The sequence below is a fragment of the Massilia sp. UYP34 genome (genome assembly GCF_056279385.1).
The window spans coordinates 1-25,431 of the sequence record NZ_JBWBRF010000023.1 but is presented as its reverse complement, the minus strand read 5'-3'; the positions used below and the strand labels follow the sequence as shown (position 1 = coordinate 25,431).

Annotated in this window: 22 protein-coding genes, 1 tRNA gene and 1 pseudogene; 3 read left to right on the top strand and 21 right to left on the bottom strand. The window is 66.9% G+C overall.

Annotated elements, in window-relative coordinates; genetic code table 11:
• Window positions 1–60 precede the first annotated feature (60 nt).
• From ACZ9AQ_RS21735 to ACZ9AQ_RS21660, 16 genes are all read right to left on the bottom strand, one after another.
• Complete coding sequence (locus ACZ9AQ_RS21735; protein ID WP_429206763.1) at window positions 61–753, bottom strand: hypothetical protein; 693 nt, start codon at window positions 751–753, stop codon at window positions 61–63.
• A 152-nt stretch (window positions 754–905) separates the two neighbouring features.
• Window positions 906–1,403, bottom strand: a complete 498-nt coding sequence (locus tag ACZ9AQ_RS21730) for a copper chaperone PCu(A)C (protein ID WP_429206764.1) — start codon at window positions 1,401–1,403, stop codon at window positions 906–908.
• Window positions 1,404–1,437: 34 nt separating this feature from the next.
• On the bottom strand, window positions 1,438–2,052 hold the full coding sequence (locus ACZ9AQ_RS21725) for an SCO family protein (protein WP_429206765.1): 615 nt from the start codon (window positions 2,050–2,052) through the stop codon (window positions 1,438–1,440).
• Window positions 2,053–2,196: 144 nt separating this feature from the next.
• A complete protein-coding gene (locus tag ACZ9AQ_RS21720) occupies window positions 2,197–2,556 on the bottom strand; it encodes a DUF2946 domain-containing protein (RefSeq protein WP_429206766.1) in 360 nt (119 codons plus the stop codon).
• 211 nt (window positions 2,557–2,767) lie between these two features.
• A complete protein-coding gene (locus ACZ9AQ_RS21715) occupies window positions 2,768–3,154 on the bottom strand; it encodes a DsrE family protein (RefSeq protein ID WP_429206767.1) in 387 nt (128 codons plus the stop codon).
• The gene (locus ACZ9AQ_RS21710) at window positions 3,151–3,597 is read right to left on the bottom strand and encodes a glycine cleavage system protein H (protein WP_429206768.1); all 447 of its coding nucleotides are present in this window, start codon (window positions 3,595–3,597) and stop codon (window positions 3,151–3,153) included. Before ACZ9AQ_RS21710 ends, ACZ9AQ_RS21715 begins: the two co-directional genes overlap by 4 nt.
• A gap of 48 nt (window positions 3,598–3,645) precedes the next feature.
• Window positions 3,646–3,741: transfer RNA gene (locus tag ACZ9AQ_RS21705), tRNA-Sec, on the bottom strand.
• Between the two features lie 14 nt (window positions 3,742–3,755).
• Complete coding sequence (udk, locus tag ACZ9AQ_RS21700; protein WP_429206769.1) at window positions 3,756–4,451, bottom strand: uridine kinase; 696 nt, start codon at window positions 4,449–4,451, stop codon at window positions 3,756–3,758.
• A gap of 88 nt (window positions 4,452–4,539) precedes the next feature.
• Window positions 4,540–6,456: a selenocysteine-specific translation elongation factor gene (gene selB, locus ACZ9AQ_RS21695; RefSeq protein WP_429206770.1), complete on the bottom strand. Its 1,917-nt coding sequence runs from the start codon at window positions 6,454–6,456 to the stop codon at window positions 4,540–4,542.
• A 42-nt stretch (window positions 6,457–6,498) separates the two neighbouring features.
• Window positions 6,499–7,950 carry an L-seryl-tRNA(Sec) selenium transferase gene (gene selA / locus ACZ9AQ_RS21690; protein WP_429206771.1) on the bottom strand — a complete coding sequence of 484 codons (1,452 nt, stop codon included), beginning with the start codon at window positions 7,948–7,950 and terminating at the stop codon, window positions 6,499–6,501.
• Window positions 7,951–7,952: 2 nt separating this feature from the next.
• Complete coding sequence (gene fdhE, locus ACZ9AQ_RS21685) at window positions 7,953–8,984, bottom strand: formate dehydrogenase accessory protein FdhE (protein ID WP_429206772.1); 1,032 nt, start codon at window positions 8,982–8,984, stop codon at window positions 7,953–7,955.
• A gap of 15 nt (window positions 8,985–8,999) precedes the next feature.
• A complete protein-coding gene (locus tag ACZ9AQ_RS21680; protein ID WP_429206773.1) occupies window positions 9,000–9,644 on the bottom strand; it encodes a formate dehydrogenase subunit gamma in 645 nt (214 codons plus the stop codon).
• Between the two features lie 10 nt (window positions 9,645–9,654).
• Entirely contained in the window at window positions 9,655–10,584 is a 930-nt protein-coding gene (gene fdxH, locus ACZ9AQ_RS21675; protein ID WP_429206774.1) for a formate dehydrogenase subunit beta, read from the bottom strand.
• A gap of 4 nt (window positions 10,585–10,588) precedes the next feature.
• On the bottom strand, window positions 10,589–13,663 hold the full coding sequence (gene fdnG / locus ACZ9AQ_RS21670) for a formate dehydrogenase-N subunit alpha (protein WP_429206775.1): 3,075 nt from the start codon (window positions 13,661–13,663) through the stop codon (window positions 10,589–10,591).
• 133 nt (window positions 13,664–13,796) lie between these two features.
• On the bottom strand, window positions 13,797–14,162 hold the full coding sequence (locus ACZ9AQ_RS21665) for a hypothetical protein (RefSeq protein ID WP_429206776.1): 366 nt from the start codon (window positions 14,160–14,162) through the stop codon (window positions 13,797–13,799).
• 149 nt (window positions 14,163–14,311) lie between these two features.
• Window positions 14,312–16,228 carry a patatin-like phospholipase family protein gene (locus ACZ9AQ_RS21660; RefSeq protein ID WP_429206777.1) on the bottom strand — a complete coding sequence of 639 codons (1,917 nt, stop codon included), beginning with the start codon at window positions 16,226–16,228 and terminating at the stop codon, window positions 14,312–14,314.
• 351 nt (window positions 16,229–16,579) lie between these two features.
• Between ACZ9AQ_RS21660 and ACZ9AQ_RS21655 the strand changes: the two genes are divergently transcribed.
• On the top strand, window positions 16,580–17,158 hold the full coding sequence (locus ACZ9AQ_RS21655; RefSeq protein WP_429206778.1) for a hypothetical protein: 579 nt from the start codon (window positions 16,580–16,582) through the stop codon (window positions 17,156–17,158).
• Window positions 17,139–19,331, top strand: a complete 2,193-nt coding sequence (locus tag ACZ9AQ_RS21650) for a beta-glucosidase family protein (protein ID WP_429206779.1) — start codon at window positions 17,139–17,141, stop codon at window positions 19,329–19,331. Before ACZ9AQ_RS21655 ends, ACZ9AQ_RS21650 begins: the two co-directional genes overlap by 20 nt.
• Window positions 19,332–19,453: 122 nt before the next feature.
• Here ACZ9AQ_RS21650 and ACZ9AQ_RS21645 read toward each other — a convergent pair whose 3' ends face one another.
• On the bottom strand, window positions 19,454–20,260 hold the full coding sequence (locus ACZ9AQ_RS21645; RefSeq protein ID WP_429206780.1) for a hypothetical protein: 807 nt from the start codon (window positions 20,258–20,260) through the stop codon (window positions 19,454–19,456).
• A 203-nt stretch (window positions 20,261–20,463) separates the two neighbouring features.
• Between ACZ9AQ_RS21645 and ACZ9AQ_RS21640 the strand changes: the two genes are divergently transcribed.
• Complete coding sequence (locus ACZ9AQ_RS21640) at window positions 20,464–20,664, top strand: hypothetical protein (protein ID WP_429206781.1); 201 nt, start codon at window positions 20,464–20,466, stop codon at window positions 20,662–20,664.
• Window positions 20,665–20,670: 6 nt separating this feature from the next.
• Here ACZ9AQ_RS21640 and ACZ9AQ_RS21635 read toward each other — a convergent pair whose 3' ends face one another.
• The 4 genes and pseudogenes from ACZ9AQ_RS21635 to ACZ9AQ_RS21620 all read right to left on the bottom strand — a co-directional run.
• Window positions 20,671–21,306, bottom strand: a complete 636-nt coding sequence (locus ACZ9AQ_RS21635) for a class I SAM-dependent rRNA methyltransferase (protein WP_429206782.1) — start codon at window positions 21,304–21,306, stop codon at window positions 20,671–20,673.
• Between the two features lie 32 nt (window positions 21,307–21,338).
• Window positions 21,339–22,427 (bottom strand): SGNH/GDSL hydrolase family protein, encoded by a 1,089-nt coding sequence (locus ACZ9AQ_RS21630; protein ID WP_429206783.1) that lies wholly within the window; start codon window positions 22,425–22,427, stop codon window positions 21,339–21,341.
• Between the two features lie 48 nt (window positions 22,428–22,475).
• Window positions 22,476–25,184 carry a glycoside hydrolase family 31 protein gene (locus ACZ9AQ_RS21625; RefSeq protein WP_476108382.1) on the bottom strand — a complete coding sequence of 903 codons (2,709 nt, stop codon included), beginning with the start codon at window positions 25,182–25,184 and terminating at the stop codon, window positions 22,476–22,478.
• A gap of 78 nt (window positions 25,185–25,262) precedes the next feature.
• Window positions 25,263–25,431 (bottom strand): annotated as a pseudogene (locus ACZ9AQ_RS21620) (IS6 family transposase); the annotation flags it as partial.

The window sequence follows — 25,431 nt, the reverse complement described above, 5'->3', positions numbered from 1 at the left end:
CACTGCAGACAAACGGGCAAAATGTCCCAGTTGCCGTCCATGCCATGAAATCAGGGCGGGCTAACCGGCTTCCTGCGCCGTTTCCTTGGGCGCCGCAGCGGGCGCATGCACGGCGTCGGGCAAGCGCGCCGCGCGCGTCTGATGCATGAACACCCTATGCTGGACCATGCAGAGCGCCACGTAGGCCAGCAGCTCGCACAATTCCTCGAACACCTGAGCGCCTGGCAACACCTGGTCGAGATGACAGGCCATATGGCCCTCGGCGCAGGTCGACCCCATGGCGACCGCCAGCAGGACCGCCAGGACGACCCAGGGTACGCGCTCGGCGAAGGCGGCCCGCAGCGGCCGGTCGATCCGGTAGTACACGGCGCTGAACAGCAGCCAGGCCAGCAGCACGGCGGCGCCGGGCCGGACCAGCGGCTCGACCCAGAGCGCCGTCGCGGCCATGGCCTCGCTGGCGTGCTCCGGCAGCCACGCCCTGCCCCAGCTGAGCTCACGCCCCGCCAGCAGCAGCCAGACCGGCGCGACCCACAGCGCCAGCATGGCGACGCGCGCCGGCCAGGCGCGCGCAACCATCCGCAGCGCCAGCACGCAGCCGGCGCAGAGCACCAGCACCTGCAGGCTTTCCAGCAGGCCGCCCTCGCGCGCCCAGGACGCGGGCAGCGCCAGGCTGGCCGGATAGCAGGCGGCCAGCGCCGCCAGCAGCGTCCACTCGCCGCGTCCGGCCGGCAACCATGGAGGACGTCGTCGCATCTGCGCTCCGTTCGCATGAGGCCGCCGTTCCCGTGTCGGGAAACCGGTCGGCAATCACGCGATTGTACGAAGCGGCATCATGCGCACGTTTGGTCTAGATGAAACTCCAACCGCCGGTTGTTGTTTTCGCGTCAACCGTCACGCTGCCGCGCTCAGTGTCCGGCGTGGGCCGGCCTGGCGCCGCTGTTCAGCGCTTTCACGGGCGCCTGGATCTCGACCTGCTCGCGCTTGCCGTCCTTGCCCTCGAACACCAGCGTCAGCGGCACGGTATCGCCCTCCTTCACCTGGGCTTTCAGGTTCGTCATCATGATGTGATGGCCGCCCGGCTTGAGTTCCACCGTTTTTCCTGCGGGCAAGTCGACCGACTGCACCTGGCGCATGCGCATGACGTCGCCCTGCATCGCCATCTCGTGCACCTCGACCGTCTGGGTCAGCGGTGAGCTGACCGAGACGAACTTGCTGTCCCTGGCGGCCTGCAGCTGCATGAAGGCGCCGGTCGCCTTCTGGCCCGGAACGGTGGCACGCACCCAGGCGTCCTTGACGCTGACGTTGACATTGGCGTTGACATTGGCGTTGGCCTGGGCCTGAGCCGAACCTGCGGCGGCGACGAGCATGGCGGCGGCGGCGATGGTGCGAATGAAGTGTTGCATGGTGTTCTCCTTGGATGGTCTGGATTGGCAGGGTTCAGGCGGCATGCAGCAGCTTGCGCACGTCGGCTGCGTATTCGATCGCCGACTGGCTGTGCGAAAGCTTCAGGCGCAGCTTGCCGTTGGTGTCATAGGCGTAGGTGACCGAGGTATGGTCGATGGTGTAGGAGTCGCCGGTTGGCACCTTCTGGACGATCACCTTGAATTCCTTCGCCGTCTCGGCCAGGCGTTCCTGGTCGCCGTACAGGGCGAGGAAGGTCGGGTCGAAGGCGGCCGTGTAGGCGTTCAGGACTTCGGGCGTATCGCGCTCCGGGTCGACGCTGACGAACAGCACCTGCAGGCGGTCGCCATCCGGTCCCAGCAGGGCCTTGACCTCGGCCGCGCGCGCCAGCGCGGTCGGACACACGTCGGGGCACTGGGTAAAGCCGAAGAACACCAGCACGACCTTGTCCTTGAAGTCGGCCAGCGTGCGCTCCTGCCCGCTCGGATCCTTGAGGCGGAAATCGCGGCCGAAATCGGCGCCGGTGATGTCGGTGCCGTTGAAACTGACCGACCCGCCGAGGCTGCAGCCGGCCAGTGCGCCAAGCGCGAGGGCCGCGCCCGACAGCATGAAGGCGCGGCGCGGGTTGCTACGTGAAACTCGTTGATGCATGTTGCTGCTCCTGACTACGTCACTACTCGTGACTACTCGAAACTACGCGTAATGCGCGCGCAAGGCGCGGGCGCGGGACCCATATCGGCCGCGCCGCGCCGCGCGCATGAAGACTGCGCCGGCCTGTCTGCCGGCGGAACAAGGTCAGGAGTGCGCGGGCGGCCCACGTGGCGGCAGCGGTGCGCCGACCGCGGCGGCGACATGGAAGGCGGTAGGCGCCTGCGCCACCGCGGCCGGCGGCCGGGACGGCGCAAGGCATGGCGCTGCCGCCGGGGGCGGCGGCGCGGCGGCGGGCAGGCACAGCGGACAGTCGAGGGTATGTCCCCTGGGGTGCACGGCGGCGCCGTCGCGGTCGACGAGCACGACCTTGACGCCGCCCTCGGAACAGACCAGCGCCATCGCGACCGGCTGCACCATGGGCGCGGCGCTGGCGACGCCCAGGGTGAGGACGAACCAGGCCAGGACCAATCGGACCAGCATCGACGATGTGCGCAGGATGTGCATGACCTGCGATTATTGGTGATGACTTCCACATCCGTCAACGCAAAGCTGCGTTAAGTTGCATCGCGGAAGTTAAACCTTGCTCATTGAGGGAAGTTACCCTCACGGCCGATCAGGCAGCGCTACGTCGAAGGACGCCTCGTGGTGCACACCAACTTCACCACGGGCAAGCACAACGAGCCGGGCAACGATCCCCATCCAGGATGGTCGCCGCCTAGAAAACAAGCATGCGCCAGCCCGGCGCGCTGCCCTGCTCGACGAAGGACACCATGCCTTCGACGCCGGCGCACTGCGGGGCCAGCATGGCGCGCTCGGCGCCGCTGGCGTGCAGCGCCTGGGTGCAGGCGCGGATCTCCACGCCCAGATCAAAGCTCGCCTCCAAGTGACGTGAAACCGGCCACTGCTCTGCGCCGAAGCCGGTCACACGCGCCGCATTGTCAGCCAGCAGCCACTCCACCGACTGGTTTGAGAACAGCATCTTGACGCGCATGTCGAGCGCCGCCGCGGCTTGCGCGGTCATGAAAGGCGTCGCGAGCAGCTCGGGCCGTGTCAGGTCGCACGACCAGACCAGGATGGCCAGCCCGCGCTGCTCCTGGCTCACGGCTTGATCCAGTCGTCGATCGGCTCGAGGCGCATGCGGCGCTCCGCCTGTTCGGCCAGCGTGGCGCCATGCGCCAGCCGCGCGCGATCCCGTTCCCAGTCGCTGGCCTGGACCACCGTGATCCAGCCCTTGCCGTACGGGTCCTCGTGGATGAGCTCGGGCCTGTCTTCGAGCAGCTCGTTGATCTCGACCACAGTGCCTCCGACCGGCGTCTTGATCGTCACCACCGTCTTGCTCAGCTCGACGACGCCCATGGTCTTGCCCTGCTCGAGCACGGTGCCGACCGATTTCGGGCGGCACATGTAGAAATAGCTGCCGCTGATCTTGACGCCGAAGGCGCTGACGCCGACCTGCATGCGACCGTCGCCCAGGTCGCGGCACCACATATCGTTATCGAGATCGAAGTAGCAGTCGTCTGGATAGTCGAAGCCGAGGATGAGCATGGTCTTGGTGTAAAGGGGATTTGAGGGAAACGAAAAGCGATGAACGGCTGGCGGAAGGATGCGGGAGTCGAACCCACCCGGCGACGCATGGCGCCACCAACTGGGTTTGAAGCCCAGCCGCCCCACCAGGGACGATTTCCTTCCGATCAGCCCGCATTCTACCGCGTGCGGGCGATTCCATCCAGTGCCGGGTTGGAACGACGGTTCAGCAGCTGCAACTGACCCAGGACGCTCGCCACTTTGGTCGTGATGACGTCGATCGCCGGGCCGTTCGCGCCGTGCGGCAGGATCACGTCGGCCTTGCGCCGGGTCGGCTCGATGAATTGCTTGTGCATCGGACGTACCGTATCGAGGTACTGGCCGATGATGCTGTCGAGCGAACGGCCGCGCTCGGCGACGTCGCGCTGCAGGCGGCGGATGAAGCGCACGTCCGGCGCGGTGTCGACGAAGATCTTCAGCGACATCATGTCGCGCAGGTCGGCGTCGTACAGGGCGAACAAGCCCTCGATCACGATCACCGGGGCCGGCTTGACCGGAATGGTGCGGTCGGTACGGTTGGATACCGTGAAGTCGTAGATCGGCATCGCGATCGCTTCGCCGTTGCGCAGGGCGCGCACGTGCTCGACCAGCAGCGGCCAGTCGAAGGCTTGCGGGTGATCGTAGTTCTGCTCGCGCCGCTCTTCCAGCGTGAGATGGGTCTGGTCGCGATAGTAGTCGTCCTGCATGACGACGGACACGAGATCGGCGCCGAACGACGACAGCACTTGCTGCGTCACCGTCGACTTGCCGCTGCCGCTGCCGCCGGCCACGCCAATCACGAAGGGAACGAAGGGTTGCGAAGGGTTCTGATTCATCCCGCCATGATACCGGAGCGGCGTGCCTTGCGACAGGGGTGGCGCCCCGGCGCGCCGGCCCTGATGGTGGCGGCGCGCCGGCGGCCGGCTAGTCCTGTGGCGGGAACAGCAAGGTTCCCGGCCGTAGCAGGTGCGCGTCGCCGACCCGGCGCAAGAAACCGATGCGGTCGAAGAACTCCAGGATCTGGATCGCGCGCTTGCGGCCCAGGCCAGTCTCGTCGCGAAAGCGCGCCGCCGTGACCTGGCCCCCGGCGTCCTCGCGCGCCAGGCGCCGCACCAGGTCGGCGGCTTCCTGCATCACGGCCGGGTGGTAGAACAGGTCCTTGACCACCTGGTAGACGTCGCCGCCGCGCGCCATGCGGCCCAGCACCTGGCGCACCTGGACTTCGGGCAGGCGCGCGGTCTGGGCGATGTCGCGCACCCAGGGCGGATCGAACCGCCCGTCCAGCAGCTTCGGCAGCGCGTGTTCGGCCACCACCTGCTCGGCCGCGCGCAGCGCCACGCCGTGCTCCGGCAGGTGCAGGAAGCCGTTGCGGCGGTTGACGCTGCCGGCGGCGATCATGTGCCCGGTCAGCTGCAGCCACAGCGCCTCGGGCATGCGCGGCGCAGCCAGGCGCCGCGCCCGCAGCAGGTCGGGGCCGATCTCGTCCGGGTATTTGGCATGGAAGTCGCCCAGCGCGCGCAGCAGGCCGGCCTCGTTCTCCTGCAGCCGTGCGCGCGCGATCAGCCATTCGCCGCCGGCGCCGACCACGATGTCAGGTACGTTCGCAAGATCGAACGGCCAACGCGCCAGGCCCGCGCTCCTCAACCAGATCGCGCCGTTGACGCCGTACGGCGCCTGGGCCAGCGCGCCCAGCAGGCGCGTCAGGGGGTCGGCGGCGCGCTGGGTCTCCAGGTAGGCCAGGCGCTCCGGCGTCTGGCGGTAGCGCACGGGGCCCAGGGGATCGAGCACCGCGCCGCCGGCCACGGTGCGGATCGCCGAGGCGTCACGCAGGATGAAACGGTCGCCGTGCCAGACGTTGGCCGGCTTGTGCAGCACCAGTTGCGCCGGGGCCGCGGCGCCCGGCGCGATCGACGGCTGCCCAAGTACGGCCACGGTGGCCAGGCAATCCTGGGTCGCGGCGTGCAGGTGCACCAGGGTGCCCGAACGCAGCGCGCGCTCCTCGGTGGCCGCCACCTGCAGCCAGACGTCGATGCGCTGCGTGGTGAGCGCGATCGCCGGATCGCACAGCACCTGGCCGCGCAACTCGTCGCTGCGTTCCAGGCCGGCCAGGCCCACGGCGCAGCGCTGGCCGGCGTGGGCCTCTTGCGCGGCGCGGCTGTGCACCTGCAGGCTGCGCACGCGGTACTCCCTGTTCGGCGCGGCGGCCAGCGCGAGACCATCGCCGATGGCGACGGCGCCGCGCGAGACGCTGCCCGCGACCACGGTGCCCACGCCGTCGAGCGTGAAGGCGCGGTCCAGGCCCATGCGAAAGCCCGCGCCGGGCGCGTCATCGACCGGCGCCGCCTGCAGGGCCCGCACCAGCAGCGCGCGCAAGGCGTCGATGCCGTCGCCGCGGATGCTCGACACCTGCAGCACCGGGTAATCCGCGAGGCCGGCGCTGGCCAGGAGGCCGGCGACCGCCGCCTCGGTGTCGCGCAGGCGCTCGGCATCGACCCGGTCGACCTTGGTGATCACGGCGGCGCCGCGCCGCACGCCCAGCAGCGACAGGATGGTCGCGTGCTCGATCGTCTGCGGCATGGGACCGTCGTCGGCCGCGATCAGGAGCAGGCCGAAGTCGATGCCGCTGGCGCCGGCCACCATGGTGCGCACCAGCTTTTCGTGACCCGGCACGTCGACGAAGCCGATCCGTCCGCCGTCATCGAGCGGCATCCAGGCATAGCCCAGTTCGATGGTAATGCCGCGCTTTTTTTCTTCGGGCAGGCGGTCGGCGTCGATGCCGGTCAGCGCGCGCACCAGCGCGGTCTTGCCGTGGTCAATGTGTCCGGCGGTGCCGACGATCATGCGAAATCCTTCAGGTTCTGATTCTTGGACTAATTCTTCGTCTTATTCGTCGACGAGCGCCGCGCGCAACGCGCCCAGTTGCCCCAGCAGCTCGGCCGGGTCGTCGACGCAGCGGCAGTCGAGCAACAGGCGGTCGTCGGCAATGCGGCCGATCACCGGCAGCGGCAAGCCGCGCAGCGCTTCGGCCAGGGCGTCGAGCGCCGTGCCCATGCCGCGCTTGCCCGACAGGTTCGGCGCGATGGCCAGCCCGCAGGACGGCAGGCGGTCGACCGGCAGCGAGCCCGAGCCGATCTGGCTCAGCATCGTCTCCAGCGTCACCGTATAGCGCGGCGCCAGCGCTTCGCGCAGCGGCGCCAGGAGCGCGTTCGCGGTCGCACCCACCTGCTCCTGGCTGCGCGTGAGCCAGCGCAGGGTCGGCAGTTCGCGCACCAGCAGCTCGGGCTGCAGGTACAACCGCAGGGTCGCCTCCAGCGCCGCCAGCGGCAGTTTCGACAGGCGCAGCGCGCGCTTCATCGGGAACTTGCGGATGCGGGTGACGGATTCCTTCGAGCCGACGATCAGGCCGGCCTGCGGCCCGCCCAGCAGCTTGTCGCCCGAAAAGGTGACCACGTCGCAGCCGGCGGCGAGCATCTGCTGCGGCGTCGGTTCCTGCGGCAGGCCGTATTTGCCCATGTCGATCAGGGAACCGCTGCCCAGGTCGCTGACCAGGATCACGCCGCGCGCCTTCGCCAGCGGCGCGAGTTCGGCTTCGGACACCGCGCTGGTGAAGCCCTGCACCGCATAATTGCTGGTGTGAACCTTCATCAAGAGCGCCGTGCGTTCGTTGATGGCGCGTTCATAGTCGGCCAGGTGGGTGCGGTTGGTGGTGCCGACTTCGACCATGTGGGCGCCGGCGCTGGCCATCACGTCGGGCATGCGGAAGGCGCCGCCGATTTCCACCAGTTCGCCGCGCGAGACGATCGCCTCGCGTCCGCCGCCCAGGGCGGCCAGCGACAGCAGCACGGCGGCGGCGTTGTTGTTGACCACGGTCGCGGCTTCGGCGCCCGTGATCTCGCACAGCAGGCCTTCGACGATGCTGTCGCGGTCGCCCCGGCTGCCCCTGGCGAGTTCGTATTCGAGATTGTTCGGGCCGGCCATCATCGCCACCAGGTGGTCGATCGCCGCTTGCGGCAGGACGGCGCGTCCGAGATTGGTATGGATGACCGTGCCGGTCAGGTTGATCACCCGACGCATGCGCGGCGCCAGGCGTTCGGCGATGCGCCCGGCCAGCATCTGGCCGAGCGCCTCAGGCAGCAGCGCGCTCGCAGGGAGCACGCCCGCCAGGGCCTGCGCGCGCAGGCTGTCCACTTGCGCGCGCGCTTCCAGCGCGACCAGGGTATGGCCGTGACTGGAAACCAGCGCCTGCACGGATGGCAGGCGCAGCAGTTTATCGATCGAAGGCAGATCCTTGACTGTCGCCTTCGAGCCGTGGACCACGGACTCGCCGAGCGACATGATCAATTACTCCTGGATTGACTGGATGGGCCGTCGTCATCCGACGGCGCTTCTTCGCCGCCCGTGAGCAGCAGCAGGTTGACGCCATGCGGCTGGAAGCCCGCTTCCGACACCAGGATGTCCAGCGTCAGGGTGGCCACGTCGTCGGCCACCGGATCGACGTGGAGATCTCTCTCCATGCGCACGATCTTGAGGTAGTGGCCGCACTCGTCGCAGGTTTCGGCCTGGACCGATGCCTGCGCCGTGTCTTCCTGCGCGCCATCGGTGGCCATCGCCTGCAGCGAATGGTAGTGGATGCCCTTGGTGGACTGGCAGTGGCTGCACTTGACGCGCACCATATGCCACTGCGTCGAGCACAGCGCGCAGTTCAGGTAGCGGAAGTTGCTGCCACCGGGGTCCAGCCTGGTGATCGACGAGGTCGGCAGGCTGCCGCAGCACGGGCACAAGGTCACGTCGAGCGTGCGCCCGAACGGTTCCTGGCGCGCCGCGCCGTGGGCCTGCTGGGTCGCCAGCACCATATGGGTCCAGTAGACCTGCAGGCCGGCCGCCACCAGCGGCGCCGCGCTCATGTCCAGGCCGGCTGCGCCTTGCAGCAGCAGTTCGGCCTGGCCCTCGAGGTGGGCGTCGTCCTGCGCCAGCAAGGCCTGCACGGCCGCCTGGGCCGGGCTGTCCGCGAGACGCGGGACCAGGAGCTCCAGCATGCGGCGCAAGGCCGCACGCCAGGCCGGGTCACGCGGCCACAGCGCCGCAGGCAGCGGCGCCTGGGCGGCGCGGCCGGCGGACAGCAAGTCGTCGTTGCTGGGCAGCGCGACGCCGGGATAGTCCTGCAGGACTTCATGCTGCACGTGCGCCAGTTCGGCGGCGAACAGCATGAAGTCGCGCATCGCATGCCCGGCCGCCAGCTGGCGCAGGCGGGTTTCACGGGTGGCGAAGAGCTCTGCCCGCACCGGGAGGTGCAGGTAGGGCATCTGCTGCCCGGACCGGACCGCGATTTCTTCCGGGCTGAGCAGCGGTGTTGCTTTGGTAACACTCATAGAGCAGTGAAGTCCTTAATGTTTCTTGCGCGTTGCGTTGTCTTGCGTGGATTGCGCGACTTCCTTATACCACAGCGGATGGTGCGACTTCGCCCAGTCCTCGTGCACGGTGCCGCGGGTCATGGCGCGGAACGAGCCCTTGACCCAGATGGCGGCGTACACGTGGATGATCACGCTCATGACCAGCGCCAGGGCCGCCACCGCATGCAGCAGCATGGCGAAACGGCGCAGCGGAATCGGGAAGAAGTCCGCGAACCATGGCTGCCAGAACATGAAGCCGGTGATCAACAGCAGCACCAGGCTGATGGCGAAGATCCAGAACACGAACTTCTGGCCGGCGTTGTACTTGTGCACCGGCGGCATGCCGTGCTCGTCGCCGGTCTTGACCATGTTCGGCGCCTTCTTGACCCACTCGGTATCGAGCTTGGTCCAGAAGTTGTCGCGCACCACGGCGAAGAACAGGAACACGAAACCCAGCACCATGAACAGCCCGAAGAACGGGTGCAGGATGCGGGTCCACTGGCCGCCGCCGAAGAAGACGCTGAAGAAGTACATCGAAGGATGGAACAATGCCAGCCCGGTCAGACCGGCGCAGATGAACAGCAGGGCCACGGCCCAGTGGTTCATCCGCGTGCGGTCGCGATAGCGAGTGATATACATGTTCTTCTCCTTAAACGCGCGTATCTTCGCGCTGGTCTGCGTCGGGCGTCGGCTGCACCGGCGGTTCGTCCACGTGGGTCTCGATCGGACCCACTTTCATGTAGTGGAAGAAGCCGGCCACGGCGGCGCCGATCATCGCGGCCACGCCCAGCGGCTTGGCCACGCCCTTCCACAGCGCCACGGTCGGGCTGATGGTCGGGTTTTCCGGCAGGCCCGAGTACAGGTTCGGCTTGTCGGCGTGCTGCAGCACGTACATCACGTGCGTGCCGCCGACGCCGGCCGGATTGTACAGACCCGCGTTCTGGTAACCGCGCTCCTTCAGGTCGACCACACGGTCGGACGCGTAGTGGATCATGTCCTCTTTGGTACCGAAGCGGATCGCGCCGGTAGGACAGATCTTGACGCAGGCCGGCTCCATGTTCACTGCCACGCGGTCCGCGCACAGCGAGCACTTGTAGGCCTTCGAGTCCACCTTGCTGATGCGCGGCACGTCGAACGGGCAACCGGCGACGCAGTAGCCGCAGCCGATGCAGTTCTCGCTGATGAAGTCGACGATGCCGTTGGTGTACTTGACGATCGCGCCCGGCGCCGGGCAGGCCTTCAGGCAGCCCGGTTCGTCGCAGTGCATGCAGCCGTCCTTGCGGATCAGCCACTCGAGGCGGTCACCTTCGTCAGGCGTCTGGGTGACGACTTCCGAATACTTCATGACCGTCCACGACTGCGGCGTCAGGTCGCGCGGGTTGTCGTACGTGCCGTTGGTGTCGCCGATGTCGTCGCGCAGGTCGTTCCACTGCATGCACGCCACCTGGCAGGCCTTGCAGCCGATGCAGCTGGAAACGTCGATCAGCTTTGCGACCTCGGCCTTGTGGGTACGCGCCATCGGCGTCGTCGCGGTCGTCGCCGACCGCAGGGCGATATCGAGAGATTGAAGCGAAGACATGGTATTAAGCCCTTTCGATATTGACCAGGAACGACTTGAACTCAGGCGTCTGGGTATTCGCATCGCCCACGAACGGGGTCAGCGTGTTCACCAGGAAGCCCGGCTTGGTCAAACCGACGAAGCCCCAGTGGTTCGGCAAGCCCACCGTATCCACCTTCATGCCATCGCAATCGAGCTGCGGAATCCGCTTGGTGACGACGCACTTGGCCTTGATGTAGCCGCGCATCGACGACACCTTGACCATGTCGCCATTGGCGATGCCCTTGGCCTTGGCCAGCTCTTCGCCGATCTCCACGAACTGCTCTGGCTGGATGATCGCGTTGCTCTGGACGTTCTTGGTCCAGTAGTGGAAGTGCTCGGTCAGGCGGTAGCTGGTCGCCACGTACGGGAAGTCCTTCGCGGTGCCGAACGCTTCCATGTCGCCCTTGAACACGCGCGCCGCAGGGTTGGCACGGGCTTTCGGGTTCTTCGGATGCATCGGGTTGACCGGGAACGGCGACTCGAACGGCTCGTAGTGCTCAGGCAGCGGGCCTTCGGCCATGCCGGTCGGCGCGAACAGGCGCGACACGCCTTCGGCCGTCATGATGAACGGCTGCACGCGGTCCTCGTCGCTCGGATTGGCGTCCGGACGGATGTCGGGGATGTCCGAACCGGTCCAGCTGGTGCCGTTCCAGGCGATCAGGTTGCGATGCGGGTTCCACGGCTTGCCGGTCTTCGGATCGGCCGAGGCGGCGTTGTACAGGACGCGGCGGTTCGCCGGCCATGCCCAGGCCCAGCCCAGCGTATTGCCGATGCCATACGGATCGGCATTGTCGCGGTTGGCCATCTGGTTGCCGGCCTCGGTCCAGGCGCCGGCATAGATCCAGCAGCCGCTGGCGGTCGAGCCATCGTCGCGCAGCACGCCGAAGCCCGGCACCTGCTGGCCCTTCTTGAGCAGCAGCTTGGACGGGTCCTTCGGATCGTACAGGTCTGCCAGCGCCTTGCCGTTGAACTCCTTGGCCAGCTCTTCGGCCGACGGGCTGTGCGGGATCTTGTACGGCCACGACAGGTTCACCATCGCATCCGGGAAGGCGCCGCCCTCCTGGATGTAGGCGTTCTTCATGCGCGTGAACAGGTCGGCGATGATCTCGATGTCCGGCTTGGCTTCGTATGGCGCCGCGGCGCCCTTCCAGTGCCACTGCAGCCAGCGCGACGAGTTCGACAGCGAACCGTCTTCCTCGGCGAAGCAGGTGGTCGGCAGGCGGAACACGGTGGTCTGGATCTGGGTCGGATCGACGTCGTTCGACTCGCCGAAGTTCTGCCAGAATTCCGAGGTCTCGGTGTTCAGCGGATCCATCGTCACCAGGAACTTCAGTTTCGACAGGCCGGCGATGATCTTCTTCTTGTTGGGGAACGAACCAACAGGATTGAAGCCCTGGCAGATGTAGCCGTTCAACTTGCCCTGACCCATCAGCTCGAACGCCTGCAGCACGTCGTACAGCTTGTCGATCTTCGGCAGGTAGTCGAACGCCCAGTTGTTCTCGGCGGTCGCGGCATCGCCCCACCAGGCTTTTTGCAGGCTGACGAAGAACTTGGGATAGTTCTGCCAGTAGCTCGTCTGGTTCGGACGCAGCGGCTTGAGGGCGCGCGGCTTGTAGTAGGTTTCCAGGTCCTGCTCGTTGTCGGTCGCCAGGGACAGGTAGCCCGGCAGCGAGTTCGACAGCAGGCCCAGGTCGGTCAGACCCTGGATGTTGGAGTGGCCGCGCAGCGCGTTCAGGCCACCGCCGGCGACGCCGACGTTACCCAGCAGCAGCTGCATGATGGCGCCGGTACGGATGATCTGGCTGCCCTGGCTGTGCTGGGTCCAGCCCAGCGCGTACAGAATGGTCATGGCGCGGCCCGGCACGGAGGTCGACGCGATGTATTCGCACACTTTCAGGAACTGCTTGACCGGGGTGCCGGTGATCTTGCTGACTTGCTCCGGGGTGTAGCGCGAGTAATGGCGCTTCATCACCTGCAGGACGCAATTCGGGTCTTGCATGGTCGGATCGACCTTGGCGTAACCGTCTTCGCCCATGGCGTAGCCCCACGACTTGTTGTCGTAGCGGCGCTTGCTTTCATCGTAGCCCGAGAACAGGCCGTCCTCGAACGTGAAGTCCGGACCGACGATGAACGACGCATTGGTGTAGCTCCGGACGTATTCGGTCTGGATCTTGTCGTTACTCAGCAGATAGTTGATGACGCCGCCCAGGAAGGCGATGTCGGAGCCAGCGCGGATCGGCGCGTAATAGTCGCTCATGGCGGCCGAACGCGTGAAGCGCGGGTCGACCACGACCAGCTTGGCTTTGTTGTGATGCTTGGCTTCGATCACCCACTTGAAACCGCAGGGGTGCGCCTCGGCGGCATTGCCGCCCATAATCAGTACTACATCGGCATTCTTGATGTCAACCCAATGGTTGGTCATCGCGCCACGTCCGAACGTCGGGGCCAGACCGGCCACCGTAGGTCCGTGTCAAACGCGAGCCTGGTTATCGAAAACGAGCATGCCCATCGAACGCATCGCTTTGTGCGTGATGTAGCCCGTTTCGTTGCTCGCCGCGGACGCACACAGCATACCGGTGCTGGTCCAGCGGTTGACGAGTTTGCCTTCGGCGTTGGTCGCGATGAAATTGGCGTCGCGATCTTCCTTCATGAACTTGGCGATGCGGGTCATCGCGTCGTCCCAGGACACGCGCTTCCATTCCTTGCTGCCCGGCTCGCGTACTTCCGGGTATTTCAGGCGGTTCGGCGAATGCACGAAGTCGAGCAGGCCGGCGCCTTTCGGGCACAGGGTGCCGCGGTTCACCGGATGGTCCGGGTCGCCTTCGATATGAATGATGTCCGAAGTGACGTTCTTTGCCCCGTCGCCGATGCTGTACATCAGCAGGCCGCAGCCCACCGAGCAGTACGGACACGTGTTGCGCGTCTCCTTGGCCTTTGCCAGTTTATAGTGCCGGGTCTCGGCCATTGCCGGCAGCGGCGAAAAGCCGAGCGCGACGATGGTGGACGCGGCAAGTCCCGCCCCGCTTACGCGGAGGAACTGCCTACGATTCATGCCCATCTAGGTTCTCCTACTAGTAATGGATTGCGCACGCCGCAATTGCCGCTGCCGGGGTCTCGGCCCCGGCATTTTCGCCAATCGCGACGATGCCGCCGTCAGGCGGCGTGCGCGCGTTGCTACGTCGCCGGTGGGGTTACCTGGCCGGCGGCGTCGTTGCCTGGGTGGCGCCATCGCCACCGGTTGGTTCGGAAGCGCCGCTGTCGCGGGGCTTGCCTGCATCCTGGCCGGCGACCACGCCGCCGATCGCGGTGCCGCCTTCGCCCGGACCGGTGCCGGCAACCACGCCCGGGGCGGTGGCGCGCTCGGGCACGATGGCGGCGTGCGGATCGGGATTCTGGGTGGCGACTGCGGCGGGCGACGCCGGATCGGTCGGGGCCGGCGAAGCTTCGACCTCCGCCTTCTTGTCGCAGGCGGACAAGGCGAGCACGGCGGCCAACATGCCGATGCTCAGCAGGGTGCGATTCTTGCGTGGTTCAGTGCTATATGAGGTATGTTGCATTGCAATATCCGTTGACCGTGAGATATGGGTGGAATATATATGAATTTATGAACGCTACAAATAAGTATTTTACGCAATATATGCATTCTCTGCGTGACATTGGGTGAGAATTGAACCGCGATTGTCATGCTAGGCTCGAACTCTTGCCGCTAATGCAGCGAAACGTCGCCGCCACCGCGCCGCGCCGGGTGCCACCCGGCCGCCTCCGGCTCGCCCTGGCGCAGCGCCGCCGCCGCCTTTTCCTCGACGTCGACCAGCCGCGTTTCGCCCAGGCGCCAGCCCCCGTCGCCCTCGCCACCGTCACCGTCACGCAGCAGCGTGCTGCCTTTCAGTCGCAGCAGGCGCCCCTCCACTTCGGCTTCGGCCGCATGCCAGCGCAGGCTGGCATGGCCGGCGCCCTCGATCGTGATCACGTCCGGCGCCACCAGGCCGCCGGCCATGCGCGCCTGCCCCGGCAGATAAGGCATGGCGCGCGCCAGCCGGTCGCTGGGCCGGGCGCCCATCATGCCTACCTGATGCGCCAGCGCCTGCCACAACGCGCCCGATTGCGCGCGCAGCGCCAGATAGCGCCGGGCCTGCTCGCGACCATGCGCGAGCAAGGCCTGGGCCAGTCGCGGGTCGCGGTCGAACTTGGAAAACAGACCCAGCTCCCTGCGCACCGCGGCGCCGACCGCCGCGCCGTCGAGCACGACGCGCACCACCTCGATCGGCTTGTCGTGGGGACGGAAGCGCTGGCCGGGATCGTCGAGCCGGGCATTGACGGCTTCGATGAATGCCACCTCCTGGTTCAGGGACAGGTTGCCGGACAGGGTGTCGCGGCGATGCCACAGTTCATCGCCCGACTGGGCGTTGCCCGGAGCGGCGACCTTGCCGCTGAAGTCGTAGCGGTCCTGGTTGATCTGCAGGATCCAGAGCCCGTCCGGCTTCTTGGCCGGGTCGACGCCGGACGACACGAAATTCTTGATCGGCGGATTTTGCGAGAACAGGCCGTCCCAGCACGCCATGCGGCGCGGCTCATGGGTCTCGGGGTCGAGCGCCTGGATCGATTGCGCCATGAAGACCCACGGCAGCGAGGCCGAGGCCACCACCGCGTCGAGCGTGATGCCGGCATCGATCGGTGACCGGTCCGAGCTGAAGGCGACGAAGGCGCCGCTGTCGACGTCGACCGCGCCGATCAGCAATTGCGGCAGCGCGCGGGCGGCGCCGCGCACGGCATGCGCCAGGCGGTCCAGGGCGTCCGACTCGAAGCGCAGCGCGGGCAGCTCGAGGTCGTCGAAGATGGTCCGCAGCAGCGAGTCCGGCGCCAGGGCGTGCGCCCGCGACCAGGCCGCGATCCAGTCGCCGGACGCCAGCCGGGCCCGCAAATCAACCTCGAGCGCGGCCTGACGCGCCTGCAGCCGTGCGCGCTCGCGCGGCGCAGCCGCCATGCGCGCCTCGAGGGCGAGCGCCTGCCAGCGCTTGATTTCTTGCGGAATGCTGCAGAAGTCGCCGATGGCGCCGACCAGGTCGAAGTCGACGTGCGGCGCGATCGACTCGCGCAGCTGGAAATAAGTGCCGCGGATCCAGCCGTCCAGCGGCGGCCACAGGGCGGTGAGCATCGGCCAGGTCGCGGTGGCGAAGTACTCGATCTCGCGCAGCGGCGACAGGTAGGGACTCAGCTTGAGGTCGACCTGGACCAGGCTGCCGGCCCATTGGCCGATGTCGTTGAGCAGGCGCTCACCGGGCGCGCTGGCGCAGTTCGCATCCCAGAAGCGCGCGAGACCGGCCCTGGCCGCCTCCGGGCCGCCCACCAGGTAACCGTACCAGGCCAGCAATGCGCTGATGGCGCCGCCCGAGGTGCCGCTGATGCCGGTCAGCTGCAGGATGTCGGCGGCCCCGTCGGCCGGCGCGTCGGCCCCTGCATCGGCCAGCGCATCGGCCCGCGCATCGGCCCGCGGCGCCCGCCCCTGGCGCGACGCCAGCTCGACATTGCGAAACTGCGGCAGCAGCACCGGCAAGGCGCCGGCGGCATAGGCCGCGTGACTGCCCCCGCCCTGGCAGGCGATGGCGATGTTCTTCATAGGCATGATGTTCTCCCTCGTCCGGTTCGACAATCGCGGCAGGCATTCGCCCATGGATGACGTGTCAGGCACCGGAAAACGCCTGCCTGTCGCTTTTAGGCAGTTGGTGCGGCGCACAGTTCCACGCCCGGCCCGGCGCTGACCAGCGGGTGGGGCGTCATGATAACGATTTCATCAAAAGCGCAACGGTATCAATGAATATTTGCGAGGAGCTCATCGATCGGATGATTGCGCGCAACATTAAGTGTTATATTTATTAGCAGATCGCGCCGTCGCCATCGCCTGCCGGCGTCGCGCTGGCAGCGCCAGAAAAAGGACCCCACAGACGGGTTCTGCAAACACAGACGGAGACACACGATGAGGAAGTTGAACAAGCCGGTCATTGCCGTGGGCGCCACACAGCGGTGCGGGCTGTCCGCGGCCTTCGCGCAGCGCGCTGCGTCGGCGGCGAGCGCCGATCGTATCGGCGTTCGCTGCGTCAAGACCGATGCCTGGTCCTGCGGTTGCACGGTCTACGACGCAACCTTCGACCTTCCCCCCGGCGCCACCACCGGCCTGCCCGCGCCCGTCATCGCCCCCTTCGCCGGCCGCGCGCCCTGTCAGAACGGCGATCACGACTGGCGCGACATCATCATCCATCAGAGCGGCTTCTTCCAGCTGATTGGCTCGGCTGGTCGTGTAATCGATTTCACGATCGCCACGCTGGTGGACGGTGGCCAGTCCGATGGCGCCGTCAGCGACAAGTTCAACGACAACGACCGCATCGACTTCCAGGCCCGGAACCTGATCGACGCGAAGGTCGAGCAAACCATGACCCACCACGTCGGCTACCAGGGACGCGCGTGGTTCGTGACCCGGCCGCGCCGTCCTTCATCGGCGGCGCGGTCATCCAACAAGAGCAAAAGGAGACAACAGTATGCAGCATGTTTTGCCTAGCGCCCGCTGGGCCATTGCCTTCGGCGCCGCCTGCGCGGTCCAGTGCGCGCACGCCGCCCCCGACGCCGCCCAGCAGCGCGCGGCGAAGCTGGTGAGCCAGATGACCATCGACGAGAAGATCAGCCTGGTGTTCGGCCAGTTCGGCGCCGAACACCAGGGCAGGCAGCCGCCGCCCGGATCGCTGGCGCAGTCGGCCGGCTACGTCAAGGGCGTCGAGCGCCTGGGCATCACGCCGCAATGGCTGACCGACGCCGGCATCGGCGTCGCCTCGCAGCCGGGCAAGCACGCGCGCGAGCGCACGTCGCTGCCGGCGGGGATCGCCACCGCCGCCACCTGGAACCCGGCGCTGGCCTTCAAGGGCGCGGCCATGATCGGCAAGGAGGCCCGCCTGTCGGGCTTCAACGTGATGCTCGGCGGAAGCGTCAACCTGGCGCGCGAGCCGCGCAACGGCCGCAACTTCGAATACACCGGCGAAGACCCGCTGCTGGCCGGGATCATGGCCGGCGAGCAGATTCGCGGCGTGCAGTCGAACCACGTCATCTCGACCGTCAAGCACTACGCCTACAACGACCAGGAAACGGGGCGCAACCACCTGAACGTCAAGATCCAGGACGCGGCCGGCCGCATGTCCGACCTGCTGGCCTTCCAGATCGCCATCGAACGCGGCAACCCGGGGGCCGTCATGTGCGCGTACAACCGCATCGGCGGCGTGTACGGCTGCGAGAACGACCACCTGCTGAACAAGGTGCTCAAGCGCGACTGGGGCTACAAAGGCTATGTGATGTCCGACTGGGGCGCCGTGCATTCGACGATTCCCGCGGCGCTGGCGGGCCTGGACCAGCAGTCCGGCTACCCGTTCGACAAATCGCCCTACTTCGACGGCGCCCTGAAAGAGGCGGTGCAGAACGGCCACGTGCCGGAGCAACGCCTGGACGACATGGTGGCGCGCATCCTGTGGGCGATGGGCGCGCATGGCGTGCTCGACCATCCGGTCAAGGTGCGCGACAAGGAAATCGACTACGCCGCCCACGCGCGCATCTCGCAGGAGGGCGCCGAGGAAGGCATCGTCCTGCTCAAGAACGCGGGCAACGTGCTGCCGCTGGCGCCGGGCTTGAAGCGCATCGCCATCATCGGCGGCCACGCCAACAAGGGCGTGCTGTCCGGCGGCGGTTCGGCCCAGGTGTATCCGCGCGGCGGCATGGCGGTGCCCAACGAGGGGCCGAAGGCCTGGCCGGGCCCGATGGTATTTCTGCCGAGCTCGCCAATGCAGGCCCTGGCCCGCCGCAGCAAGGCCAGGCTCGACTGGCATGACGGCAGGGACGCCGCGGCCGCCGCGAAGGTCGCCGCCGGCGCCGACGTGGTGCTGGTGTTCGCGACCCAGTGGACCTCGGAGTCGAACGACGTGCCGAACCTGTCGCTGCCGAATGCCCAGGACGCGCTGATCGCCGCCGTGGCCAGGGCCAATCCGCGCACGGTGGTGGTGCTGCAGACCGGCACCCCGGTGACGATGCCGTGGGTGGACGCCGTGGCCGGGGTGGTCCAGGCCTGGTATCCGGGCACGCATGGCGGCGAAGCGATCGCGCGCGTGCTCAGCGGCGAGGTCGACGCCTCGGGACGCCTGCCGCAGACCTTCCCGCTGTCCGAGAACCAGTTGCCGCGCCCGAAACTCGACGGCCTGGACCTGCCCAAGGACAGCCGCTTCGACGTCGACTACGACATCGAAGGCGCGGCGGTCGGCTACAAATGGTTCGACCTGAAGGGCCACAAGCCGCTGTTCGCCTTCGGCCACGGCCTGTCGTACACCAGCTTCACCTATACCAATCTCAAGGCCGAGGCGGTGGACGGCGGCATCCAGGTCAGCTTCGACACCCTCAACAGCGGCGCGCGCGCCGGCAAGGCGGTGCCGCAAGTCTACGTGTCGAAGGTCGGCGCCGGCTGGGAAGCGCCGAAGCGGCTGGGCGGCTGGGACAAGCTGGCCCTGAACGCCGGCGAGCGCGGCGCCAGCAAGGTCACGCTCGACCCGCGCACGCTGGCGGTGTTCGACGCCGGGTCGAACCGCTGGAAGATCGCCGCCGGCGACTACCGCGTGATGCTCGCGACGGCGGCCGACGCCCCGGTCCAGACCGTGACCGTGCGCCTGCCGGAGCGCGAGTTCGCGGCCGGAGCGCGCTGACGAGCCGGACCCGACGCGTACGGAGACGCCGCAACCGCCGCTCGCCGGGGCCGCTCTGGCGCTCCTGGCGGGCCTGGCTGGCTGCGGCGCTCGTCCCGCCTTCGCCGGCGGCCAATGATGCGTCAGCCTCGCGCCAGGATGGCGGCAATCGCCGCGTCTGAGCGTTTATAGAACGCCGGCCATTCCTGGTCATAGCTCGCCCTCGCCTTTTGCGTGAGCGCGCTTCGGGAGGTGAATATCTGCAGCACACTGCCGTCACGCTGGATGACGACCTCGGGCGTGACGATCTCTGACTCGATGACCTTTTCGCCCGGCTTTTTCGCGATCGGCGCGAAGCGGCCCGGCACTTCGTAGACCTGGACCCGGCCGTCCGTCCCTTGCCGGATATGGATGATCTTGGTCTCGCCCGGCCCCATCGCGTCGCGCAGCCGCACGACGCCGGCATGCGCCTCGCGCGCGGCCCGGACATCGAAGCCTCGCTGCAGCATGTCGACCACGACGCCGAATCCGCCGAGGTATTTTCCGATGGCCGGGTCGATCGGCTGCGGCCGCTGGAGGCCTTGCCAGGCCATGCCGAGCAACTCGACGATGGTCGCGCTGTCGAGCCCGGCGGCGCCGGCCGGCGCTGCGGCCGCAGTCGCAGCCATGGCGGGGGCGGAAGCGGAAGTGTCGGTCGGCCCGGCGCTCGCCGTGGACGAGCCCTCTGCGGCGCTGCCACCAGGAGCTTGCTCCGGGAAGCCTGTCGGGCCAGCCCCGCCATCGGTCGTGCGCGGGGATGCCCCCGGACCGCCGGCAGTCGTGTCCGAGGACTGCTGTAGCGGCTTCCCGCCCGCATTGGCCGTTGACTGCGGCCACCAATCGAATGCTGCGCAACCTGTCAGCCCGAGAATCGAGCCGGCGATCGCTGCACGCGCCAAGAGCAATTTCATCGCGACCTCCCTGAATCTGTGTCGATAGAGGGAGTATGATGACGCCCACCACGGGCGGCTTTTTATATCTATAACAAGCCGCGCGCCGGTCGGCCTGTCGTCGCGGTGAGCATTCGCCTCGACATGCGGCTACGTTAGAATCGTGCAACGCTGATCGCAACGATCCAGCGTTTTATTGGTCACGCAACAATTTGGGAATAGTCATGGCAAAGAAGGAAGAAGAACTGGACGAAGAAACATTAGCGTTCATCGCGTGGTGCATCGAAGTGGAAGGTTTCCTGGTCGCCGGCGGCGCCACCGTCCGGCAAGCCCAGGACCATATCGAGGAAGAGATCGACTGGTTCACCGACCAGTTCTACGATGGACTCACGCCAGAAGCAGTGGCGAAGGAAGCGCTGGCCTGATCCCGCTCAGCGCGGATAGGTGAAGCCGGTGCGGATATCCATCGGCGCCAGCCTCTCGCGCGTGCGCACCATCAGGCGCTGCGGCGGCGCCTCGCCGGCCAGGGCGCCCGGCGTGAACGGCAATCCCTCGGCCTTGCGCACCAGCGCATCGCAGCGCTCGTAGACGTTTGGGCAACCGGTGGCGGCCAGCAGCGCCTGCACCACCGGCACCTTCCACAGGTCGACGCCCCCGGCGTTGAACTGGCAGACCAGGTAGCCGCCCGGGCCGCCGTAGCCCTCTACGACCAGGCCGGGCAAGCCGTCCTTTTCCCCATCGATCAATTGCACCAGCGCTTCCGGTCCAACCGCGCGCCAGGTATCGAAACGGCGCTCGATGGCGGCGCGCACGCGGCGCTTGACGAGCGCATGGTCGACCGCTTCATCCTCGCGCAAGGTCCAGACGCGGGCCGCGATCTGCGACTTGCCGTTGTAGGCGGCGCGCGCCAGGAAAACGCGCGCCGACGACTGCACGAGCGCGGTGACGCCGATCTTGTTGCGCTCGTACGGCTTGCCGTCGACTTTCTCGATGGCGGACTGGTAGATCCAGGGGTCGCCGGCAAGAATCGATGATTCCTTGCCCTGCTTGATGGTGATGATGAGCATGTGCGGCTTTCTTCATTAAGGGCGGGATGATATCACCCCCCCTGCCGCCGCACTACCAACCCATTCGCTTGCGCACGAACGCGGTCAGGATGTCCGCATTCGCCTGGTGCTGCGCCACGCGCGGGTGCTTGCCGAAGCCCGTGAACGGAAAGAACAGCGTGTCGATGCGCGCGTCGCCTGCGGTGCGCAGGTTGTGCACGGCGGCCGCGACATACCCCGGCCAGGGCGAGCCAGCCCTGGTCGCATCCATGCTGCCCAGCGCGCACACGATATAGGCCTTCGGGTACAACGACCGGATGCGCGCGAGCGATCCGCTGCGCATCGTCGGGCTCGGGCTGCAGCTTGTGGTCGCGCCCGATCAGCCAGCTGTCGTTCTGCATCAGGTTCACCACCACCACGTCCGGCGTCCAGCGCGCGAAGTCCCAGCGGCTGTCATTGTCGCCGACCGCATTCAGCTGGTCGTAGAAGTCAGGCATCGTGAACGGGAACCAGCTGATCATGACGCCGATGCCGCCCTGCGAGGTGAAATGCGCTTCGGCGCCGAGCTGGCGGGCGGCGATCGCGGCGTAGGAGCGGTAGTTGTTCTTGTCCTTGCCGTGATGATCGTCGCCCTCGACCGGCGCTTCATTGCCCATGCCGCTGGTGATCGAGTCGCCGAAGAACTCGATCCGCCGTTCAAGCCTGGGCGGCGGCGCCTGCAACGCGGCCCGGTCGTCCAGTTCCAGGCCGAGGAAGACGGTGGCGCCCTCCTCGCCCTCGGTGCGCTTGGTCAGCAGGACCCGATGCGCGCCGGGCGCGAGCCCGTTGGCCACCAGATACGTCTTCTTGCCCTTGTCGAGATGGAGGATGATCGGCCGTGCGGAGTCGCCGTCGAGAAAGACGTTGTAGTAGTTCTTGCCGTGCTGGTCGTCGAGGACGATCGCGAGCGACGTGCCGGTGAAGGTGGCGGCCACGGACGTGCCCGGCCAGCTCAGCACCGGCGCGCGGCCGTCGCTGAAGTCGATCCGCCCCGTGTACTGCAGGTGCTGGTGGTCCGGCGCCACCGTGTCGGCCGCGTGGGCCGGCGCAAAAGCAAGCAGCCCGGCAAGAAGCAGGCTCGCCGCATGGAGCACAATATTCATCGATTCCACCCCAAAAATGCCGGACGCGCGCACGCGTCCGGCGACTACTTACAGCTTGATGCTGACAGGCTTGCCGTCATACACCACCGACTTGTCGGACGCATCCATGTCGGCCGCGGTCGACACGCCTGGCTTGATGACGCGCACGCGGAACTCGCGTTTTTCCACCATGCCCTGGTAGCGGCCGGCGCGCGCGCCGATGTGCACCACACCGGCCTTGTCGTCGTAGCTGATCGGAATGCGGCTGGCTTCGCCGCGCTGATAGGCGTTCGAGACGCCATCGTCCTCGTACAGGGTCGCGGCGCCGTTCGCCCCGGCGTACACGTGCACGGTGATCGGCGCATCCGGCTTCTCGTCGACGTACTGGGTCACCGGGCCGGTCGTGATCACCGAGCCGGCCCTGACGAACAGCGGCATGCGCTCGCGCGGCGCCTCGATGGTGCGGGTGGAGCCGCCCTGGTGGCGCTCGCCGGTATGGAAGTCGTACCAGTCGGCGCCGCTTGGCAAGTAGACCCGGCGCTGACGCGCTTTGTATTCATACACCGGCGCCACCAGGAACGCGGGGCCGAACAGGTACTGGTCCTTGACGTTCCTGGCCTGGGCGTCGTGCGGGAAGTCCATCGCCAGGCCGCGCATCATGGTGCCCGAGCGGTAGTGGGTGTCGGCCGCGATCGTGTAAATGTACGGCATCAGGCGGTAGCGCAGCTTCAGCCACCACACCATATTGTCGCGCATCGCGTCGTCACCGGCGGCGATGTTATAGATCTCGCGCTTGACCACCTCGCCGTGCGAACGGAACAGCGGCGTGAAGGCGCCGAACTGGAACCATCGCTGGTTCAGCTCGCGCCACTCTTGCATGTCTTCCGGATTGGCCCTGGCGCGGCTGGTGGCGCGGTTTTCCTGGGCCGAGCCGACGTCGCCGCTCTGGAACCGCACTTCCTGGGCATAGCCGCCGATGTCGTGGGTCCAGTTTGGAATGCCCGACATCGACATATTGGCGCCCGCCGCGATCTGGTCGTACAGGTTGTTCCAGCGCCCGACAGTGTCGCCGCTCCACACCGCCACCGCATTCCGCTGGATGCCGGCGAAACCCGAGCGCGACAGGATGAACTGGCGCTTGTCGGGCTGGTCGCGCCTGAGGCCGTCGATCATGGCCCCCGTGCTCACCAGGCTGTAGGGATTGAAGGTGATCTCCCCGGCGCCATACACGGTCGGCCCGATCAGCTGCTTGAAGTCCTCCAGGCGGCTGTTCGACAGCACGTCGGGTTCGGTATTGTCCATCCACCAGGCGTCGAAGCCCAGGTCGACCAGCTTCGGTTTGAGCTGGCGGTAATAGATCTCGCGCGCTTCCCGGGTGTACGGGTCGTAGTGGCTGTTGAGGTAACCCTTGCCGACCCAGTCCTTCGAGCCGTTCTCGACGTTCCTGGTCCACATATGGCCCTTGGCCGCGAGCTCCTTGTAGTTGTCGGTATTGGCGTAGAACTTGCCCCACACCGACAGCATGATGCGCGCATTCTGCTTGTGGACCGCGTCGACCATGCCCTTCGGATCGGGAAAGCGCGTCTTGTCGAAGTCGTGCGAGCCCCAGCCATCCTCGGGCCAGTAGAACCAGTCCTGCACGATATTGTCGAGCGGCCAGCCGCGCTTGCGGTATTCGCCCAGGGCGTCGAGCAGCTGCTGCTGGGTTTCGTAGCGCTGGCGCGACTGCCAGAAGCCATAGGCCCATTTCGGCATCATCGGCGCCTGGCCGGTCAGGTGCCGGTAGCCGGCGATCGCGCCGTCCATGCTGTCGGCGCTGATCACGTGGTAGTTGATCGCCTCGGCGATCTCGGACGACATGGTCAGCGAATGGCGCTGCGCATCCGGCAGCGGGTTGTTGTGGGTGATCGCCACCATGCCGCCCGACGGGTTCCACTCGAGGTGCAGCTTCACCGGCCGGTTCTTCTCGAAACGCACCTCGAAGTTGTGGTACCACGGGTTCCAGCCCATCCGCCACACGTCCATCACTTCCTTGCCGTCCACCGTCAGCCTGGCGTAGTCCGACGAATAGAGCTGCATCTTGTGCAGGCCCGGCTTGTCGCTCGTCATCGTGCCTTCCCATACCACGCGCACGTTCTTGAGGTCCTTGGCGGGCTTGAGCCCCCTGGGCCAGTTTTCTTCCACGTCCTTCAGGTACTGGTAGTCGATGTCCTTTTCCTGGCGCGTCAGCGCCAGCTTGCCGTCGACGTAGTAGCGCGCCGTCAGGCCGGCCTGCTTGCCGTCGAGGCTGCGCAAGACCAGGTCGCGCGACATGTGGTCGTAGGGCGTGGGGTCGCCGAAGCGCGAGATCCCGTTGTTGTCCCACAGCAGGCCATAGCCCTTGTCCGACACCACGAAGGGCACGGCGGCGATCATATTGTGCTGGGCCAGCAGCACGTCTTCGCCGTTGTAGTTCATCTCGTTGTTCTGGTGCTGGCCCAGGCCGTAATAGGCGTCTTTGGTGCCGTGGTTGAAGCCCTGCTCGATCGCCAAAAACGGTTTGCCGCCGACGTCGACCGGCCGCATCGACTCGGCAGCCTGGGCCAGGAAGCGCTTGCCGGCGGCGTCGAAGAACTGGACCTGCCCGTCTTTCAGGGACACGGTGGCGGAGATCCTGCCCGCCTTGAGCTGGACGTGTTCGGTTGCGGGCGTGACCGTGAACGCGCACTTCTCGGCGCAGGGCGCCGCCACCGTCATGAGCGAGGGCGTGAGCGCTTTGTTCTCCCGGTCGGATTTCACGACCTGGATGATGTTGTCGCGGGCTCTGGTGCAAATTATGGACAAAGGCACGCCAACCTGCCGGTGCGCCGGCTGAGTTCACGCAGCCAGAACAGCTGCCCAGATTTCGGACGAAGTTTGCCCCTGAGTTCCCAGACCTCGTAGGTCGAACTGCCCTTTGCGAATGCGATGCATGAGCTCAATGCCTTGTATTGTCGTGGTAGCGGAAGTGAAGCTTTTCAAGCCCAGCATCGGTCCAAGTCTGGAT

Excerpts from the sequence above, each read along its gene's own strand:
- ACZ9AQ_RS21735 (WP_429206763.1), bottom strand. The coding sequence starts at position 753 with ATGCGACGACGTCCTCCATGGTTGCCGGCCGGACGCGGCGAGTGGACG.
- ACZ9AQ_RS21730 (WP_429206764.1), bottom strand. The coding sequence starts at position 1,403 with ATGCAACACTTCATTCGCACCATCGCCGCCGCCGCCATGCTCGTCGCC.
- ACZ9AQ_RS21725 (WP_429206765.1), bottom strand. The coding sequence starts at position 2,052 with ATGCATCAACGAGTTTCACGTAGCAACCCGCGCCGCGCCTTCATGCTG.
- ACZ9AQ_RS21720 (WP_429206766.1), bottom strand. The coding sequence starts at position 2,556 with ATGCACATCCTGCGCACATCGTCGATGCTGGTCCGATTGGTCCTGGCC.
- ACZ9AQ_RS21710 (WP_429206768.1), bottom strand. The coding sequence starts at position 3,597 with ATGCTCATCCTCGGCTTCGACTATCCAGACGACTGCTACTTCGATCTC.
- udk (WP_429206769.1), bottom strand. The coding sequence starts at position 4,451 with ATGAATCAGAACCCTTCGCAACCCTTCGTTCCCTTCGTGATTGGCGTG.
- selB (WP_429206770.1), bottom strand. The coding sequence starts at position 6,456 with ATGATCGTCGGCACCGCCGGACACATTGACCACGGCAAGACCGCGCTG.
- selA (WP_429206771.1), bottom strand. The coding sequence starts at position 7,950 with ATGTCGCTCGGCGAGTCCGTGGTCCACGGCTCGAAGGCGACAGTCAAG.
- fdhE (WP_429206772.1), bottom strand. The coding sequence starts at position 8,984 with ATGAGTGTTACCAAAGCAACACCGCTGCTCAGCCCGGAAGAAATCGCG.
- ACZ9AQ_RS21680 (WP_429206773.1), bottom strand. The coding sequence starts at position 9,644 with ATGTATATCACTCGCTATCGCGACCGCACGCGGATGAACCACTGGGCC.
- fdxH (WP_429206774.1), bottom strand. The coding sequence starts at position 10,584 with ATGTCTTCGCTTCAATCTCTCGATATCGCCCTGCGGTCGGCGACGACC.
- ACZ9AQ_RS21665 (WP_429206776.1), bottom strand. The coding sequence starts at position 14,162 with ATGCAACATACCTCATATAGCACTGAACCACGCAAGAATCGCACCCTG.
- ACZ9AQ_RS21660 (WP_429206777.1), bottom strand. The coding sequence starts at position 16,228 with ATGCCTATGAAGAACATCGCCATCGCCTGCCAGGGCGGGGGCAGTCAC.
- ACZ9AQ_RS21655 (WP_429206778.1), top strand. The coding sequence starts at position 16,580 with ATGAGGAAGTTGAACAAGCCGGTCATTGCCGTGGGCGCCACACAGCGG.
- ACZ9AQ_RS21650 (WP_429206779.1), top strand. The coding sequence starts at position 17,139 with ATGCAGCATGTTTTGCCTAGCGCCCGCTGGGCCATTGCCTTCGGCGCC.
- ACZ9AQ_RS21645 (WP_429206780.1), bottom strand. The coding sequence starts at position 20,260 with ATGAAATTGCTCTTGGCGCGTGCAGCGATCGCCGGCTCGATTCTCGGG.
- ACZ9AQ_RS21640 (WP_429206781.1), top strand. The coding sequence starts at position 20,464 with ATGGCAAAGAAGGAAGAAGAACTGGACGAAGAAACATTAGCGTTCATC.
- ACZ9AQ_RS21635 (WP_429206782.1), bottom strand. The coding sequence starts at position 21,306 with ATGCTCATCATCACCATCAAGCAGGGCAAGGAATCATCGATTCTTGCC.
- ACZ9AQ_RS21630 (WP_429206783.1), bottom strand. The coding sequence starts at position 22,427 with ATGAATATTGTGCTCCATGCGGCGAGCCTGCTTCTTGCCGGGCTGCTT.